Annotated in this window: 18 protein-coding genes; 6 read left to right on the forward strand and 12 right to left on the reverse strand. The window is 71.2% G+C overall.

The window, feature by feature from the left end:
- Positions 1–10: 10 nt before the first annotated feature.
- From ACZ7PG_RS05975 to ACZ7PG_RS06020, 10 genes are all read right to left on the reverse strand, one after another.
- Positions 11–1,273 carry an MlaD family protein gene (locus ACZ7PG_RS05975; protein ID WP_470237977.1) on the reverse strand — a complete coding sequence of 421 codons (1,263 nt, stop codon included), beginning with the start codon at positions 1,271–1,273 and terminating at the stop codon, positions 11–13.
- Positions 1,270–2,604, reverse strand: a complete 1,335-nt coding sequence (locus tag ACZ7PG_RS05980; RefSeq protein WP_470237978.1) for an MlaD family protein — start codon at positions 2,602–2,604, stop codon at positions 1,270–1,272. The genes ACZ7PG_RS05975 and ACZ7PG_RS05980 overlap by 4 nt, the downstream gene beginning before the upstream one ends.
- Positions 2,601–3,887: an MlaD family protein gene (locus ACZ7PG_RS05985; protein ID WP_470237979.1), complete on the reverse strand. Its 1,287-nt coding sequence runs from the start codon at positions 3,885–3,887 to the stop codon at positions 2,601–2,603. Before ACZ7PG_RS05985 ends, ACZ7PG_RS05980 begins: the two co-directional genes overlap by 4 nt.
- Positions 3,887–5,251 carry an MlaD family protein gene (locus ACZ7PG_RS05990; protein ID WP_470237980.1) on the reverse strand — a complete coding sequence of 455 codons (1,365 nt, stop codon included), beginning with the start codon at positions 5,249–5,251 and terminating at the stop codon, positions 3,887–3,889. The genes ACZ7PG_RS05985 and ACZ7PG_RS05990 overlap by 1 nt, the downstream gene beginning before the upstream one ends.
- A complete protein-coding gene (locus ACZ7PG_RS05995; protein ID WP_470237981.1) occupies positions 5,248–6,477 on the reverse strand; it encodes an MlaD family protein in 1,230 nt (409 codons plus the stop codon). Before ACZ7PG_RS05995 ends, ACZ7PG_RS05990 begins: the two co-directional genes overlap by 4 nt.
- Positions 6,478–6,481: 4 nt before the next feature.
- On the reverse strand, positions 6,482–7,288 hold the full coding sequence (locus tag ACZ7PG_RS06000; protein ID WP_470237982.1) for an ABC transporter ATP-binding protein: 807 nt from the start codon (positions 7,286–7,288) through the stop codon (positions 6,482–6,484).
- 12 nt (positions 7,289–7,300) lie between these two features.
- Positions 7,301–8,140: an ABC transporter permease gene (locus ACZ7PG_RS06005; RefSeq protein WP_470237983.1), complete on the reverse strand. Its 840-nt coding sequence runs from the start codon at positions 8,138–8,140 to the stop codon at positions 7,301–7,303.
- A gap of 10 nt (positions 8,141–8,150) precedes the next feature.
- On the reverse strand, positions 8,151–8,969 hold the full coding sequence (locus tag ACZ7PG_RS06010) for an MlaE family ABC transporter permease (protein ID WP_470237984.1): 819 nt from the start codon (positions 8,967–8,969) through the stop codon (positions 8,151–8,153).
- Positions 8,966–9,391 (reverse strand): hypothetical protein, encoded by a 426-nt coding sequence (locus ACZ7PG_RS06015; RefSeq protein WP_470237985.1) that lies wholly within the window; start codon positions 9,389–9,391, stop codon positions 8,966–8,968. Before ACZ7PG_RS06015 ends, ACZ7PG_RS06010 begins: the two co-directional genes overlap by 4 nt.
- A gap of 207 nt (positions 9,392–9,598) precedes the next feature.
- The gene (locus ACZ7PG_RS06020; protein ID WP_470237986.1) at positions 9,599–10,270 is read right to left on the reverse strand and encodes a response regulator; all 672 of its coding nucleotides are present in this window, start codon (positions 10,268–10,270) and stop codon (positions 9,599–9,601) included.
- Positions 10,271–10,344: 74 nt separating this feature from the next.
- Here ACZ7PG_RS06020 and ACZ7PG_RS06025 point away from each other — a divergent pair, with 74 nt between their 5' ends.
- The 6 genes from ACZ7PG_RS06025 to ACZ7PG_RS06050 all read left to right on the forward strand — a co-directional run bounded on the left by ACZ7PG_RS06025 (position 10,345) and on the right by ACZ7PG_RS06050 (position 14,628).
- Positions 10,345–11,610, forward strand: coding sequence for a sensor histidine kinase (locus ACZ7PG_RS06025; protein WP_470237987.1), 1,266 nt, complete (start codon positions 10,345–10,347; stop codon positions 11,608–11,610).
- A 111-nt stretch (positions 11,611–11,721) separates the two neighbouring features.
- Entirely contained in the window at positions 11,722–12,735 is a 1,014-nt protein-coding gene (locus ACZ7PG_RS06030) for a R2-like ligand-binding oxidase (RefSeq protein ID WP_470237988.1), read from the forward strand.
- Positions 12,736–12,883: 148 nt separating this feature from the next.
- Positions 12,884–13,327: an Hsp20/alpha crystallin family protein gene (locus tag ACZ7PG_RS06035; protein WP_470237989.1), complete on the forward strand. Its 444-nt coding sequence runs from the start codon at positions 12,884–12,886 to the stop codon at positions 13,325–13,327.
- 76 nt (positions 13,328–13,403) lie between these two features.
- Positions 13,404–13,838 carry a DUF6292 family protein gene (locus tag ACZ7PG_RS06040; RefSeq protein ID WP_470237990.1) on the forward strand — a complete coding sequence of 145 codons (435 nt, stop codon included), beginning with the start codon at positions 13,404–13,406 and terminating at the stop codon, positions 13,836–13,838.
- A complete protein-coding gene (locus tag ACZ7PG_RS06045; protein ID WP_470237991.1) occupies positions 13,835–14,308 on the forward strand; it encodes a DivIVA domain-containing protein in 474 nt (157 codons plus the stop codon). The genes ACZ7PG_RS06040 and ACZ7PG_RS06045 overlap by 4 nt, the downstream gene beginning before the upstream one ends.
- Before the next feature lie 26 nt (positions 14,309–14,334).
- A complete protein-coding gene (locus tag ACZ7PG_RS06050; protein WP_470237992.1) occupies positions 14,335–14,628 on the forward strand; it encodes a hypothetical protein in 294 nt (97 codons plus the stop codon).
- A gap of 61 nt (positions 14,629–14,689) precedes the next feature.
- Here the strand turns inward: ACZ7PG_RS06050 and ACZ7PG_RS06055 are convergent, their stop codons facing one another.
- Together ACZ7PG_RS06055 and ACZ7PG_RS06060 are read right to left on the reverse strand one after the other, a co-directional pair.
- Positions 14,690–15,412 (reverse strand): SDR family NAD(P)-dependent oxidoreductase, encoded by a 723-nt coding sequence (locus ACZ7PG_RS06055; RefSeq protein ID WP_470237993.1) that lies wholly within the window; start codon positions 15,410–15,412, stop codon positions 14,690–14,692.
- Positions 15,409–15,999, reverse strand: coding sequence for a VOC family protein (locus tag ACZ7PG_RS06060; RefSeq protein WP_470237994.1), 591 nt, complete (start codon positions 15,997–15,999; stop codon positions 15,409–15,411). Before ACZ7PG_RS06060 ends, ACZ7PG_RS06055 begins: the two co-directional genes overlap by 4 nt.
- Positions 16,000–16,074: the final 75 nt, after the last annotated feature.

A 16,074-nucleotide genomic window follows, 5' to 3' on the forward strand; every position in this document is an offset into this window, starting at 1 on the left:
GACACTCCCTCTATCGCGCGGCGGCGGCTTGCAGGGCGGGCAGCAGCGGCAGCAGGCCCGTGACGCTTTCCGGCGAGAGCTGGGCGATGGCGCGGTACGCCCCACCGGTTCCGTCGCGCAGGCTGGTGATCGACCGGGAGTTCGTGACGAACGCGGCCAGGTCGTTCAGGTACGGCAGCACCGCGGTGGTGATCGGGCCCAGCCGGCCGGTCACGTCGTGCAGGTCGCCGAGGGACGCGTTGAGATCGCCGACGAACGGACGCAGGTCGCGCACCACGGGAACGGCCTTGTCGACCACCGGCCGGGCGGTGTCGACGGTCTCCCCGAGCTTGTCGACCGTGCCGGTGAACTTCTCCAGCGAGCCGGGCAGGGTCCCGCTCGCCTCGCGCAGCTTGTCCAGGACCGGGTCCAGCTGGGCGCTCAGCGCGCCGATGCTGCCCGTGGCCTGCTCGAGCTGGTGGGTGAAGTCCGGCAGCTGCGCGAGCGCGGCGTCGAAGTCGCCGTTGCGCTGACCCACCGTCGCGAGGGTCTTCTGCAGGGAGTCGGCCAGCGCGCTCAGTCGCTGGTCGTCGTCGCCGGTCGCCGACGCGATCTGCCCCAGCGCGGCGACGAGCTTCTGCAGCGTCTCCTTGCGGGTCTGCAGGGCGGTCGCGACGGGACGCAGGTCCCGCACCACCTGATCGGTCGCCTCGAGCCCCTTCGGCAGGGTGCCCGGCGCTCCGGCCAGCGCGACGTCCGATTCGGACAGCAGCGTGGTCAGCGCTTCCCGGGTGTTGGCGTCCAGGTGCCCGAGTGCTTCGTCGACCTGCACCGGCCGCACCGAGTTCGCGACGGGCAGGACCCCGTCCTCGGGCAGCGGCTTCCCCGGCGGGCCGCCGGGGTTCAGCTCGACGTACATCTCGTTCAGCGGGCTCTTCGGGCGCAGCAGGACCCGGGCGTTGTCGTAGACCTGGTGTCCCTGGTCGATCGCCAGCTCGAGCCGCGCGTGCCCGCGGTCGTCGACGCTCGCCGCGCGGATGTCGCCGACGGACACACCCGCGATCCGGACCTCCTGACGGCTCGACGGGTTGATCGCCGGCGCGGACTCGAAGGTGACCGAGAAGTGCGTCTTGCCGTCCCAGGGGACGCGGACCTGTTGCATCGTCAGGATGTAGCCACCGGCCACCAGCCCCGCGGTCACGAGCGCGGCCACGGCGAGGACGTTGCGCTTGAGCCGCGGTTCGCTGGAGATCCGCTGCCAGGTCCGCCGGACCCGGCCCGGGTGCGCGTTCATCGTCCGCTCCTGTTCTCCGGGGTGGCGCCCTGCAGGTGGGCGAGCGTGTTCATCAGCTGCTCGAAGTTGATCGGGGTGCCGGCGATGCTGCCGCCGCCGAGGCCCGGCTGGAGACCCACGGCCACGCCGTTCGCGTCGGTGAGGTCGGACGCGCGGTCCATGGTCGCGAACATGTAGCCGACCTCTTTGTAGAACGGCTGGTCCGAGCCGCCACCGGCGTAGATCCCGGTGCCCTTGAAGGGCGAAAGCACCATGTTCATGATCGGGCCGTTGACGCGGTCCAGCACCGGCCCGCGAACGTCGTCGAACACCTTCGTGGTGCCCTGCGCGGCCGGGACGAGCTGCTCGACCAACGGCTGCGCGTCGGTGAGCAGGCCGCGTACGTCGGTCAGCAGCGGCCGGGTCCTGGCGAGCACCGGATCGGCGTGCGCCAGGAACGCGTCGAGCTCGCGCGCGACCGGCCGCGCGGGATCCGCGGTGTCCCGCAGCTTGCCGAGCGTGACGCCGAGGTGGTTCAGCCCGTCGTCCGCGTTGTCCAGGGTCCTCGGCAGGTCCGCGATCGCGGTGGCGATGTCGGTGCGCCGGTGGTCGAGCGTCGAGGTGACCCGCTGCAGGTTCTGCACGATCGAGTCGAGCTGCCCCGGCTGCTCGGTCAGCACGCGCGCCGTCGACTCGAACCCGTGCACCAGGTTCGGCAGGTCGGTGCGCGGGTCCTGCCCCTGCAGGCCCTGCAGGACCGGCGTCGTCGCGTCGAGCGTGTCCGGCGCGTCGGCGAGCAGGTCCTCGATCGCCGACTTGCCGCCGCCGCGAAGGGTGTCGTCCAGGTTCTGCGTCGCGGACCGGATGCCCTTCACCGCGTCCGGCTGGAGCGCGTCCGCGAGCTGCTGGAGTTCCACCGGGGTTTTGGTCCGCTCGACCGGGATCGTGCCGGCGAAGGTGGTCCGGCCGCCGCCCGGGACGAGCTCCACGTAGTACTTGCCGCCGAGGATCGTGGTCGGGCGCAGGGCGGCGCTCGGCGTGGCACCGAGCTTGCCCGTGACGTCGTCGTCCACCTTCAGCTCGACCAGGGCCGAGCCGTCGCCGGATCGGTCCACCGAGGACACCACGCCCACCGGCACCCCGGCGATCTTGACCTGGGAGACGAACGGCTGCAGGTGGTAGTCCTGGGCGAACTGGACGCGGACGATGTCACCCGGCCGCAACGCCGTCGCGACCCGGTCCTTCTCGAGCAGCGCGAAGCCGGCCAGCAAGGTCACGACGACGATGACGACGCCGAGCTTGAACGCGGACACCGGCCGCCGGTGCCGGGTGCGAGATCGAAGCGCCTTCACCGGTTGCCTCCTGGGATCTTCCGGGCGTCGTGGGCCGCCTGACCCGGTGCGGGATAGGGGTTCCGGGCGACCAGCGGATCGCGCAGACCGCCTTGACCCAGCACGGACTCTTCGCTGAACAGCAGGTAGAGCCGCAGGAAGTGGCCGTTGGCGTCGCCGTGCGAGAGCGCGGCGGCCCAGTTCGTGAACCACCCGCTGACTTCCGGCGCGTACGGCGCCAGCACCCGCAGGAACTGGTCGGCACTGGCAAACGTTTGCGTCAGCCGCGGAGCCAGTGGCCGCGCGTCGTCGACGGTCTTCGTCAGGTCCGTCAGCGCGGGCTCGGCCTGTTTGCCGACGTCGGGCACCTTTCCCAGCGGTGGCACCGCTTCCCGCAGCACGCCGCGGAGGTCGGGGGTCGCCTGGCCGAGCGCACGCGCTCCGGGGACGAGCTGCGCCATGCCGGCGTGCAGGTCCTTGAGCGGGGCCTGCAGCGACTGGAGACCGGCGCGCGCGGCCTGCAGCGTGCCGGGGGCGCGCTGCACGACGTCGTCGAGCGGTTTCCCGTCGTCCACCGCGACGGCTCGCATCGTCGTGTCCAGCCGGCCGAGCAGTTCCGACAGCTGGTCTTGGCGCCCCGCGAACCGGGCCGACAGCCGGTCGGCCGTGGTCAGCAACGCGGTCAGGTCCGCGCCATCGTTCGCGGACAGGGCATTCGACACGGTCGCGAGGTCCGGCAGCATCCGCGGCGCGGACTTGAGCGCGTCCTGCAGGTCCTGCGCGTGCCCACCGGCGCCGCCGCCCACCTCGCGGACGGTCGAGCCGAGCGCGTCCCGGGTGGGCGCGTCGAGCACGTCCAGCAGGTCGCTCAGCTCCTGGGAGCCCGCGGTCCGCTTGGCCGGGACCACGTCCGCCGGGCCGAGCTTCCCCGCCTCGGGCGTGCCCGGCGTCAGCGCGATGTACTTCTGCCCCAGCGCGGACCGCGAGGCCACCGTGACGGACTTGGCCTCCGCGGCCGCGTTCCGGTAGACCTCCCGCGTGCCGTCGAGCTGGAGCGTCACCCGCGGGGACCCGCCGACCAGCCGGATGTCCTTGACGCGGCCGACTCGGACGCTGGCGACGCGGACGTCGTCACCGGGGCGGAGCGCACCCACGTCCGAAACGTCGGCGTCGACGAGGGTGTAGGTCGCCCCGGGCAACCCCTTGTCCGCGGTGAGCGCGAGCTGCAGCGCGAGCGCGAACACCACCAGCACCACGGCGCCCGTGGACACCGAGCGGAACTTGCGCGACCGGCGCTTGGCCATCAGGAACCTCCGAGCAGGAACTGGAGAACGCCGCTCTCCTGGCGCTCGTTGAGCCCGGTCACGCCGCCGTCCGGCGCGACGAGGGACTTCGTGTCGAGCAGGCCCGACGAGCCGAGCGCGCCGGGGAGCCCGGGGATCGGCGACGGAGTGGCTTGCTTGCCCGGGATCGTGGGCGGCGGCGGGGTTCCGGTCAGCGACGGCAGCAACCCGGTGATCTCCTCGGGGTGGATGATCGCCTGGCCGCGGAAGTAGTGCGAAAGCCCGTCCCAGCCGTTGGTCGACATCGCCCAGAACCGGAAGAAGTTCAGGACGTTTTCGATGTTGCCGGTCAGCTGCGCGGTGAGCGGGTTCGCCCCGGCGACGGTGCCGCGCAGGCCCGGGCCCGCCTTCCGGAGCTCCTCGACGACCGGGCGCGCCGCGTCCATCAGCTTTTCGGCACGTTCGAGGACGGGCTTCGCACTCGTCAGCGCCGGATCCGCCGACTCACTGAACTTGCGCAGTTCGTCGCTGACGGCGGAGAGGTTGTCGGTCGTCGGCCGCATGCCCTCGAGCACGGGCGTGGTGGCCTTGGCCGTGCCGGTGAGCTCGGCGAGGGTGTCGCGCGCGGCGGAGAGGGTTCCCGGCAGTTCGGCGAGGGAGGCGTCGAGGCCCTGCTGGTTCTTGGCCGTGACGTCGAGCACCTGCCGGGAGGAGTCGACCAGGTCGCCGAGGGTCTTGCCGTTGTCGGCGGCCAGTGCGCCCGCGACCGGCTGCACGTGGTCGACGAGGTCGGTGAGCACCTGGTTCTGCTGGCCCAGCAGCTTCACCAGCCCGTCGGTGTCCTGCATGGACGACGCGAGCGCCTTGATCGACGCCTGTGCGTTGGCGCCGTTGCCCTGCATGCCCTGGCCCAGCATCGTGACCAGCGCGGCGAGCGACTGCCCGGTCGGGTCGTCGATGGTGTTGAGCACCTGGTCGAGGTCGGTCGCCTGGCCGGTCTGCTTGATCGGCAGCACGTCGCCGTCGTTCAGCAGCGGCGCGGAGGCACTGCCGCGATCGAGGTCGACGAAGCGCTCCCCCAGCAGGCTGACCGGCTTCACGGTGGCCCTGGCGTCCTTGTGCAAGGGCAGCGCCGCGCCGTCGACTTTGAGGGTGACGATCGCCTTGGCGTCGTGGACGCTCATGCCGGCCACCTCACCGACGGTGACGCCGTTGACCTTGACGTCGTTGCCGACGACGAGCGGGCTCGCGTCGGCGAACTCCGCGGCGATGGTGAGCTTGTCCGGCTGCTCGCCGGAGCCGGTGTTCGTGACCGCGGCGCCCGCCACGGCCGCCGCCACCGCGGTCGTGGCCAGCACGGCCTGGATCTTCCGCCGGGTCCTCATCGGACTCCACCCCCGAACGCGTCGGTCCACGGCTGCCCGGCGATCGCGCCGGGTGCCGGGAACGGGTCGCTGGCCATCCCGGGCGGCATGACCCCCGGGTTGTTGTCGAAGCTCGAAATCCCGGCCGGGATGTTGACACGCATGTAGTGCCCGTTGCTGTCGTAGTTGGCGGCCGAGGAACCCCAGTTCGACAACCACCCGACCACTTCGGGTGTGTAGGGCCGCAAGAAGCTCAGTGCGGGCGTCAGCGAAGACACCGCCGAGTCCGTGCCGGGCAGGGCACCGTGGGCACTGTCGAGCAGGCCCGGGGTGAACTGCAGCAGCGTGCCGAGCGAACCCAGGGTCGGCCGCAGCTGCGCCACGGTCGGGCGGAGGTCCGCGAGCACCGGGCGCAGGGTCCGGGCCACGGCGGGCAGGCGGTCGGTCGCCGGGCGGAGGTCGTTCAGCAGCGGTACCGCTTTGTCGACCGTGCCGGGCACGTCGGCCAGCGTGCGGTCCGCGGTCCCGAGGGTGCCGGGCAGCTTCCGCAGCGCCGCGCGCAGCTGGTCGCGCTGCTGCGCGGCCGCTTCGGTCGCGCCGGACAGCCCGGACACGATGGCGCGCACCTGCTGATCGCGGTTCACCAGCGTGGTGACCATGCCGTTCAGCTGGCCGGCCAGTGCCTTGATCGCCGGCCCGTCCGAGCCGACGGCGCGCAGCACCCCGCCGAGCGCTTCCACCGTCGGACCCGCCTTCTGGACGGTCTGCCGGAGGTCGGTCTCGTTGCCCTCGACGGTGTGGCCGAGTCCCTGCACCAGCGAGCTGAGGTGGGCTCGGGTGGCGGGGTCGAGCGCGGCCAGCACCTTGTCCATCTCGACCGGGTCGGACACCTTGCCGTCCAGGGTGCCGCCCGGCGGGATGACCGGGTTCGCCTTCGGGCCGTCCCGGACGTCGAGCTGCCGCTCGCCGAGCACGGCCTTCCACACGATGCCCGCCGACGCGCCGGAGTGCAGCGGCGCGAAGTCCTTGGTCAGCCTCATGGTGACCTGGGCCCGTCCGTCCTTGATGGACACGTCGTCGACCTGCCCGGCGTCGAACCCGTTCACGAGGACCTTGCTCCCGGCGATCAGGCCGGTCGCCGACGGCAGCACCACGTTCGCCGGGTAGTCGTCGTCGCCCGGGGCGATCAGCAGCGCGGCGGCGGCCACCGCGGCCACCCCCAGCACGAGGAGGGGAATTCTGCGCATGGGTTCAGTCCATTCCCAGCGGTCCGGCGGAGTCGCCGGAGAGGAACTGGCGGACGAACGGATCCGGGGAGTTGAACGCTTCCTCGGTCGGTCCGTAGTGGACGACCTGGCCCTTCCAGATGACCCCGACGTAGTCGCTGACCTTGCGCGCGGTGCGGATGTCGTGCGTCACCAGCAGGTAGGTCCCGCGGTACTCCTGGTGCATGTCGAGGATCAGGTCGTTGAGCAGGCTGGTGCGGACCGGGTCGAGGCCGGAGTCGGGCTCGTCGAACAGCACGATGTCGGGGTTCATCACCAGCGCCCGCGCGAAGCCGGCCCGCTTGCGCATGCCACCGGAGACCTCGTTGGGATACTTGTAGGACGACCGTTCGAGGCCGACTTCCTTGAGCCGCTGGTTGACTTTCGCCTCGATCTCGTCCTCGCCTATGTCGGTGTGCTTGCGCAGCGGGAACGCCGTGTTGTCGAAGATGTTCATCGACCCGAACAGCGCGCCGTCCTGGAAGAGCACGCCGAACCGCTTGCGCAGTTCGTAGCGTTCCCGCTCGCTGACCTTCCAGATGTCACGGCCGAAGATCCGCACCTCACCCTGGTCCGGCTCGAGCAGGCCGACGAGGTGCTTGATGAGCACGCTCTTGCCCGTACCGGACGGGCCGAGAATGGTGGTGATCGCGTTGTCGGCGAACTCCAGGTTGAGCCCCTTCAGCACGTCGAAGCTGCCGAAGGACTTGTGGACGTTCCGCACCTCCATCGTGTGCACCCGCTCCGGTGCGCCGATCGTCTCGGCGGCCGGCCCGTTCACCCCGGTGACCATGAGTTCTCCTTGTCAGTTGCCGATCGGCATGTTCGGGTAGGAGCCCCAGAAGAACCACGTGCCGAGCAACCCGACGACGTGGATGAGCACCATGTTGAGCATCATCGATTTCGCCGTGTTTCGCCCGACGCCGACCGGCCCGCCGGAAGCGTTGTAGCCGTAGTAACACCCGACGAAGATGATGATCGTGCCCATCGCGATCATCTTCGAAATCGCGGCCATCAGGTCGTAGGCGTTCTGGAACAGCCAGAAAACGAAGGAATAGCCACCACTGGAGACCGTGCCCAGCTGGTAGACCGTGACCAGGTGCATCGAGATGAACATCAGGCCGAGCCCGACGATGTACAGGAAAGGCATGCAGAGCCAGGCGGCGGCGATCCGGGTGCCGACGAGGTAGCTGCGCGACTTGATGCCCAGCACTTCCAGCGCGTCGATCTCCTCGGCGATGCGCATCGACCCGATTTCCGCGACGAGCCCGCAGCCGACTTTCGCCGCGAAGATGTAGGCCCACATGTAGACCGACATCTCGCGCAGGCCGCAGACGTCGTTGAACACCGCCGAATAGATCGGGGCGCCGACCTGCTTGAGCGTGTAGCTGGCTTCGGTCGCGCACATCGTGCCGACGACGAACTGCATCAGCCAGACGATGATCCCGCTCGACAGGATCAGGATTCCGGCCTGGGCGAACACTTCCGTGACGTGGTGGCGCAGGTCCGGCAGGCTGCGCACCGTGCGGCCGGCGAACTTCATGATGTCGCCGCCGGCCGCGACGGCGTCCCGCAGTTTCCCCGCCATCCCGCCGAAGGTGATGACGACGTCCGGTGTCTTCGTACGGCCCGTCGGTGTGGTCATTCCGCTTCCCTCACTTGAAGACCTGCATGTCGGGGTTCAGCCCGAGCAGCGCGGACGTGTAGACGTAGTTGAAGATCCAGATCGACGCGAAGGAGATGACCACGGCCTGGTTGACCGCGCGGCCGACGCCGATCGGGCCGCCTTGGGCGTTCAACCCCTTGTAGCAGCAGACGACCGAGAGGATCAGGCCGAACGCGAGGGTCTTCACGATGCTGCCCCACATGTCCGTGGTGGTCGCGTTGGACCAGAAGTTCCCGATGAAGGCCGCACCGGTCGCCCCGAAGATCGGCACGGCCGCGATGTAGCCGCCGATCACGCCGCACACCAGCGCGAAGACTTCCAGCAGGCCGGTCATCAGGGTGACCGCGATGATCCGCGGCAGCACGAGGGTCCGGACCGGGTCGACGCCGAGGACCTCCATGGCGTCGATCTCCTCGCGGATCCGCCGCGCGCCGAGGTCGGCGGCGATGGCCGTGCCCATCACCCCGGCGACGATCATCGCGTCGATCCACGGCGCGAACTCGCGGACGCTGGCCATCAGCAGGAAGGAGCCGAGGCGGTCGGGAATGCCGAGCACGCTGTAGAGGCTGCCGCCCTGCATTCCCGGACCGGCGAAACCGAGCGCGGTCGTGGAAATGATGACCGGCAGCCAGCAGCGGCGCAACGTCTCGAACATCAGGTCGCGGACTTCGCCCCAATAACCGAACGGGTGGCGGATCGCGAGCCAGAGCACGCGGCCGAGCAGGTGGACGATCTCCCCGGCCTCGACCAGCGGCCGCTGCGCCCCGGCGCCCCACCGGCGCGCGGGGGCGGGTTTCGTTGCGGTCACGCCTTTTCGCCCCGCTTCCCCAGAGCGCGGCCGGTGAAGCCGGCCAGCCCACCGACGGCGACGGCGACCGCCGCAGTGGCCAGCACCTGCTGCGGCCCGACCGAGGCCGAGGTGAGGAAGCTCAAGGGCAGCACCAAAACGTAGCTCCCGAGGGCGGTCACGGCCCCCTGGAGGATCGGGCGGTGCGTGTCACCCGTGCGGAAACCCGCGAAGCTGAAGGCCGCGACGGCGGTGATCAGCAGGAAAACCGCACCGACCGGCGGGGCGACGGCCGCGGCGACCGGCTGCAGCAGGGCGCCGATCACCAAAACCGCGAAACCACGCCAAACACCGCGCCCGCACGCCTTGGTGTCGATTCCCCCGGACATCGTCACGCGGGTGCCGGCCCGGGCGACCGGCCCGGCTCCTGATCGGCTCACCATTCCACCCAACTCCTTCTCCGGGCGTGACCGTGCTTCCGGTCAAGCCGCATCGCGGAACTGCGATGGTCGGTAATGATGCGGCGCGCGCGACCGCGCGCGCATCACCACCCGGCGGCAAAAGGATGACTCGTTGGGGTAGCGACGGCCCGCGGTCCACCACGGGCTGTCAACGTTGTCGGCGCGACGTCGCCGTCCACCCGGGACTCTCTACTGTGGACGGTCCGCGGGGTCGTGGTCGAGCAGGCCGTAGGCCCCGGCCAGCCCGGCGGCTTCGACCCGGTTGGCCGCGCCGATCCGGTTCAGCAACGAGGCGACCATGCGCTTGGCCGTGCGCTCGGAGACCAGCATCCGGGTGGCGATGTCCTGGGTCTCCAGGCCGCGGGCGAGCAGCGCCCAGAGCCGCAGGTCCTGGGAGTCGAGCGTGTCCAGCAGCGTTTCCGGCGGCTTGCGCGTCGTGGTCAGCAGTACGTCGAGCAGTTCGCCTTCGAGGACCCGGAACCCGGCGGCCACGGTCAGCAACGGCGCGACGAGGACCTCCGGGTCCGCCGACTTCGTGAGATAGCCGTCCGCCCCGGCGCGCAGGGCCTGCTCGGCGAGTTCCAGATCGTCCGATCCGGACAGTGCGAGCACGCGGGTGGCCGGGTGGCGCCGCTTGATCTGGCGGATCGCGGCCGCGCCGCCCAGGGGCGGCATGGCCAGGTCGACGAGCGCGAGATCGGCGCCGCAGGACTCGACCAGCGCCGGCGCCTCCTCGACGTGCGTGGTGGTTCCCCCCACCTCGAAGCGGTCGCCGGCGTTGGTCGTCAGCAGCAGCGCCAGCCCGCGGGCGAACAGCTCGTGATCGTCCACGACCACGACCACCAGGCGCCGATCCTTCACGGGCTTAGTATGGCAGGTACTTTCCGCCACCAATCCGGCCGCGGCGACAACAGTGAGTCACGAGGAGGGCCGACGTGCCGACCGTGCCGGGTGCCCTGCCGGTCGCCCGGGTGATGGTCACCGTGCGGCTCGCGGTCGCGCTGTCGATGGCCCTGCTGCTGGTCACCGGCGGCGACGACGTCCGGCGGCACCTTCCGTGGGTCATCGCGACCCTGGCCGTCGCGTCCGGCTACGCCGCCGTCGTCGCGGCGAACCCGCGCTGGGAGCTCTACACCCGGCCGGCCGCCTGGCTGCTCACCGTCCTCGACGCGACCTTCACCCTGCTCACGATCGCCATGACCGGCGCGGCGACCAGCCCGGCGGTGGCGATCCTCGTGCTCGTCGTCACCGCCGCGGCCATCCGCCTGCCCCTCGGCCCGACCATGGCCCTCGCCCTCGGGCTCGGCGTCGCCTACCTGGCCGTGGTGCTCCTGGTCGACCCGGAGTTCACGTCGTGGCGGGAACGCTGGCTCGAAGGCCTCTGGTGGACGGGCTACCTGCTGCTCACCGGCCTGCTCGGCGCGAGCCTGTCCCGGCTGGTCGAGCGCGAGCGGGAAGCCGGGATCGCCGCCCGCGTCGAAGCGATGGCCGAGCACGCCGCGGCCGCCGAGGAACGCGACCTGCGGCGGCGGCTCCTCGAGTCGTACCAGTCCCAGCAGGACGGCCTCGCTGTCCTGCTGCACGAGTTCCGCACCCCCGTGATCTCGCTCCGCGCGCTGGCCCGGGGGCTCGCCGAGGACGGCGCGCTCACCCCCGCCGACCGCGAAACGGGCAGCCGGCTGATCGCCGAGCACGCGAACCACCTCTCCGACATGCTCGACGCACTGGGCGATGTCGCGGCGAGCCGCCGCCCGGCGTTCGGCACCGGCCGCCACCGGCCGGTGGAGCTGCGGGCCCTGGTCCTGGCCTCCGCGGACGCGGCCGGACTCCAGCCACCCCGGCTGCGGTGGGACTTCGACGACGCGCTGACCGTCACCACCGACCCCCAGCGGCTCCGCCGCGTGCTCACGAACCTGCTCGAGAACGCGGCCCGCCACGGCGAAGGCAAGCCCGTCGACGTCGAGGCCGAAGTCACCGCCGGCCGGCTGCGGCTGCGGGTGCTCGACCGCGGCTCCGGCGTGGACGCCGGCAACCTCGCGAAGCTGACCGGCAAGTTCACCGCGGCCGGGTCGAACCGCGGCACGGCCGGCCTCGGCCTGTGGATCGTCGAGCAGATCGTGCAGGCGCTCGGCGGCCGGGTCGGCTTCCGGAACCGCCCGGGCGGCGGACTCGTCGCCGAGGTCGAGGTCCCGGCGGACTGAGCGGGCCGGAAGTTGGCCCTCGCGGGCCAGCCGTGGCGCGCGCGGACCATTCCCCCACTGCCCCGGACGGGTGATCCTGGCGGCCAGCGCAACCGGACACCTGGAGTGGCCATGTCCCTCACCCGAGCCATCGAGCCCCGCCGCCACCTCGGGTTCGGCGGCGGAGCCCGCACCGGGCACCGGCCGGACCCGGTCCCCCGGCAGCTCTTCCGCGACGGCAACGCGACGTTCTGGAACCCCGACGACATCCACCTCGCCGACGACGAAGCCGACTTCGCCACGCTGTCCCCCCGCGAGCGGCGCCTGACCTGCCTGTTCGTGGCGAACCTCATCTCGATCGGCGAGTCGGCGCCCCAGGATCTGCAGCCGTTCGTGACGGCGATGGCCGCCGAGAACCGGCGGGACGACGAGACGTACCTGACGCAGCTCGTGTTCGAAGAGGCGCAGCACACCCAGACGCTCCGCACGTGGTTCGAGGCGGTCGGGATGAGTGACTCCCTGCCGTGGTTCACCGAGACCGGGGACGTCCGCCGCCGGGCCTTCCTGGAAGAACTCTCCTGGTCGCTGTACGCCCTCACCGAGGACCACTCGCCCGCCGCGCAGATCCGGGCCGCGGTGACCCACAGCCACATCGTCGAAGGCTGCCTCGCCTTGACGTGCTACACCGCCGCGGCGAGGATCTGCCGCAGCCGCGCCATCTTCCCCGGCCTCGTCCGCATCGTCGAGCACATCGCGGCCGACGAACGCCGTCACATCGCCTGGGGCACGTTCACGTGCCGCCGGCACGTCGCGGCCGACGACGCGAACTGGGCGATCGTCCTGCAGCGCACGCAGGAGCTGCTGCCGCTCGTCACCGAGATGATCGGGGAAATGCTGGCGCCGTTCGGACCGGGAGCGCCGTTCGGGATCAGCATGCAGGGGCTGATGGGATCCGCGCTGAACGACGTCGGCCGCCGCCTCGACGCGGTCTCGCAGGCGCGTGGCCGCCACCCCGAGGAGGTCGACCGCGACCACTCGCCGATGCGCCTCGAGGACGAGATCGAGCTGGCCGGAAATCGCTCAGGCGGCGAGGACGACCGCCGGACCGTGGTGGCGATCAGGCGTCCGGTGCGCCCTGCGCCGTGAACGAACGGCAATCCTGAAGCGGCCCAGCCGGCCGGTGCGTTCAGTACGTCATCCCTTCGATGACATCCCTCTTGTCATCACTTGGATGACGTGTTAGAAAAGTAGTGCGTGTTGACACCTGAGATCAACGAATCCGGAGGTGGACCCGATGTTGATGCGCACTGACCCCTTCCGCGAGCTGGACCGCTTCGCGCAGCAGGTCTTCGGCACTCGCGCACCCGGCACCTGGTCGAGGCCGGCCGCGATGCCCATGGACGCCTACCGCGCCGGCGACGAGTTCGTCGTCTGCTTCGACCTGCCCGGCATCGCTCCCGACGCGATCGAGCTCGATGTCGAACGCAACGTCCTCACCGTCAAGGCGGAACGCCGCCCCGCACCCACCGGTGACGACGTCCAGATGCAGGTCTCCGAACGGCCGCTCGGGGTGTACTCCCGCCAGCTGTTCCTCGGCGACACCCTCGACACCGACCACATCGCCGCGAACTACGACGCCGGCGTCCTGACCCTGCGCATCCCGATCGCCGAGAAGGCCAAGCCCCGCCGCATCGAGATCGCCGGCGCCACCACCGACCGGAAGGAAATCCGGGCCTGACGCTCGCTGCCGCGCGGGACCGGCAACCCCGAGCCGGTCCCGCGCGGTCAGCTGTCCCAGAAAGGCAGCTCCACCCGTGACCGCATCGCTGTACATCCCGACCGGCCACCCCCACCCGGCCTTCACCGCGCTGCAGACGTACCTCGCCGACGTGACGACCGCCCTCGGCGTCGGTCTCGAATCCTGCACCGTCGACCACGACAGCCCGGTTTCCGCTTACGTCGCCCTCGACGAACACCTGCCCGGCTACCCGGGTCGCGACGTCGCCCTGCTGTGGGACGAAGTCCACGGCTGGGCCGCCGCCATCGAGACCCACTCCGGCGAAGACCTCATCGTCCTTCGCTATCTCGGCGGCACCACCGTCACCCCGGTACCCGAGGACATCACCCGGTTCTTGACGGCGCTGCGCGAGGACGATCACCGCATCGGCCGCCTCGACCCGCCCGTCATCCGCGCCGCCGGCACCCTCACCGAACTTCAGGCCGTCCTCTCCGAGAGGAGAACGGCGTGACCTCCCCGGTTCTGCCGCTGCCGGTCGGTTTCGCCCTCGCCGTACGCGGATACGATCGTGCGCAGGTCGACGAACACCTCGCCGACCTGCACGATGAAATCCGGCTTCTGACTCTCGACCGCGACGCCGCGGTCGCCGAAGCCGAAACCCTGGCCCGGCTCCTCGAGAGCACTCGCGCCGAGGCGGGTGACCTGCGGGCTCGCCTCGACCGCGTCGTCCGCGCCCCAGCCGACCCGGCGGCCGTCGGCGACCGTGTCCAGCGCATGCTCGAACTCGCCCGCGCCGAGGCCGACACGATCGTCGCCACCGCACGCGAACGCGCCGAGGCCATCCTGCGGCACGCCACGACGGCGGAGCGGCGCACCGCGGCCCGCCTGCGAGCGATCGATGCCTACCTCGCCCGCGCCGAGCACATCCTCGCCGAGGAGCCGGGACCCGCGGTCCGCGGGGAAAGCCTCGCCGCCGCCTGACATCCGCGATCACCACGGAGAACGACATGAGCAAGTCCGCGCACGAGGCGGCGGAGAGGATCCTCGCGGCAGCCGCCGAAATCGGTGCCACACGGCAAGAAGTCCTGCTGGTGACCCGGGCGGTGCACGCGATCAAGAAAGGCCGCTCGACCGACGTCGCGCTCACCGACACCGAACAACACCGGCGCCGGAAGCTGGCCCACATCGTCGGCACGGAGATGTGGGACCCGTACCTCGACGCCGACGCCGTACTCGCCGCCGTCACGGGAACGAACCCGCCGGTAGGCCGGGAGCCTCGGTCACCGGCGCTGCTCGCCTAGCCGCCCCAATGGCCTTGGCCCGCCAGGAAGATCGCGGGCCGCGAGGGAACCGCTCCACCCCTCAAAAGACGAACTGCTGGCCGCCGTCGATGTCGTACGTCGCGCCGGTCAGGGCTGTGTTGGTCATCAGGTGGACGGCCAGCGCGGCGACGTCGGCGGGGCCCACCACGCGGCCGATCGGCAGCTTGGCGCGCAGCTCGGCCCGGCGGTCCTCCAGCTTGTCGCCGAGCAACGTCGCCGACAACGGCGTGTCGACGAACCCGGCGGCGATCAGGTTGACGCGCACCGGCGCGACCTCCAGAGCCAAAGCCGCGGTGAACGGCGGCAGCGCCGCGGTCGCGGCCGAGACGATGCCCAAGCCGTGCCCGACGCGGCGGCCGCCGGTGCCGCCCATCAGCAGCAGCGCGCCACCGGGCCGCATCCTCGGGACGGCGTGGCGGGCGATTTCGAGCGAGACGACGATGTGGTCGCTGACCGCTGTCCGGACGTCCTCGGCGCTCATCTCCAGCAGTGGCCCGTAGTGCGGCCCGCCCGCGGTGATCAGCACGTGGTCGATCACACCCGGCAGACCGGCGAAGAACCGCGCCACCGCGGCCGGCTCGGAGGCGTCGAACGCGGCCGTGCTGCGCGCGCCGAGTGTTTGCGCGGCGCGGTCGAGCTTGGCGGGGTCGCGGCCGGTGAGGACGACCTCGGCGCCTTCGGCCCGCGCCAGCCGCGCGGTCTCGAACCCGATGCCGGCGCTGCCGCCGATCAGCACGACCGTCTGCCCGTCCAGGTCCTTCATTCCGGCAGCTCCGATCCGGCGTGCTCGGCGACCATGTACCGCGCGTACCAGTCCGGCCAGTCCGGATCTTCGGCGCCGGTGCGCTTTTCGTGCTCGCCGTGGGCGGCCGCCGCGCGCCGGAGTGCGCCCGCCAGGTCGCTCGCGGTCGCGAACGACGTGTCGGTGGCGTCGACGCGGCCAGGCAGCCGCGCGGTGATTTCCTGCAGCAGCCAGGTGTTGCCGTCGGGGTCGGCGAACGTCGCCCGCGAGCGGTAGGTGCGGTGCTCGGGATCCGGCCCCGGCACCGGGCCGTCGGGGCCGATGTGGAAGATCTCGCCCACGTCGGCGCCGGCGGCGACCAGCGCGTCGCGGGCGGCGACGATGTCGGACACGACCAGGTAGCCCTTGCCCGACCCCGGCGCGGCCGTGGTCAGGGTCGCGCCGAACTGGACCGAGCACGGTGAGCCGTGCGGGGTGAACTGCACGACGCCCGGCGGCGTCACGTCCAGCCGCCAGCCGAGGCTCGCGTAGAACGCTTTCGCGCGTTCGACATCCGACACCGGTACGACGACCACCTCGAGCTTGACGTCGATGGTGTCGATTCCCATCACGGCCTCCCTGGCTGGCGCCAGGTCACCGTAGCGCTTCACGGTGGCGAGCGATGTCACCCGATCGCCGGGTCT

The sequence above is a fragment of the Amycolatopsis sp. NPDC114504 genome (genome assembly GCF_055633595.1).

What these genes read in the sequence shown, in the direction of transcription:
- ACZ7PG_RS06055 (WP_470237993.1), bottom strand. Translation starts at nt 15,412, where the DNA reads ATGAAGGACCTGGACGGGCAGACGGTCGTGCTGATCGGCGGCAGCGCC.
- ACZ7PG_RS06005 (WP_470237983.1), bottom strand. Translation starts at nt 8,140, where the DNA reads ATGACCACACCGACGGGCCGTACGAAGACACCGGACGTCGTCATCACC.
- ACZ7PG_RS06060 (WP_470237994.1), bottom strand. Translation starts at nt 15,999, where the DNA reads ATGGGAATCGACACCATCGACGTCAAGCTCGAGGTGGTCGTCGTACCG.
- ACZ7PG_RS06015 (WP_470237985.1), bottom strand. Translation starts at nt 9,391, where the DNA reads ATGGTGAGCCGATCAGGAGCCGGGCCGGTCGCCCGGGCCGGCACCCGC.
- ACZ7PG_RS06050 (WP_470237992.1), top strand. Translation starts at nt 14,335, where the DNA reads ATGAGCAAGTCCGCGCACGAGGCGGCGGAGAGGATCCTCGCGGCAGCC.
- ACZ7PG_RS06035 (WP_470237989.1), top strand. Translation starts at nt 12,884, where the DNA reads ATGTTGATGCGCACTGACCCCTTCCGCGAGCTGGACCGCTTCGCGCAG.
- ACZ7PG_RS05995 (WP_470237981.1), bottom strand. Translation starts at nt 6,477, where the DNA reads ATGCGCAGAATTCCCCTCCTCGTGCTGGGGGTGGCCGCGGTGGCCGCC.
- ACZ7PG_RS05985 (WP_470237979.1), bottom strand. Translation starts at nt 3,887, where the DNA reads ATGGCCAAGCGCCGGTCGCGCAAGTTCCGCTCGGTGTCCACGGGCGCC.
- ACZ7PG_RS05990 (WP_470237980.1), bottom strand. Translation starts at nt 5,251, where the DNA reads ATGAGGACCCGGCGGAAGATCCAGGCCGTGCTGGCCACGACCGCGGTG.
- ACZ7PG_RS05975 (WP_470237977.1), bottom strand. Translation starts at nt 1,273, where the DNA reads ATGAACGCGCACCCGGGCCGGGTCCGGCGGACCTGGCAGCGGATCTCC.
- ACZ7PG_RS06030 (WP_470237988.1), top strand. Translation starts at nt 11,722, where the DNA reads ATGTCCCTCACCCGAGCCATCGAGCCCCGCCGCCACCTCGGGTTCGGC.
- ACZ7PG_RS06000 (WP_470237982.1), bottom strand. Translation starts at nt 7,288, where the DNA reads ATGGTCACCGGGGTGAACGGGCCGGCCGCCGAGACGATCGGCGCACCG.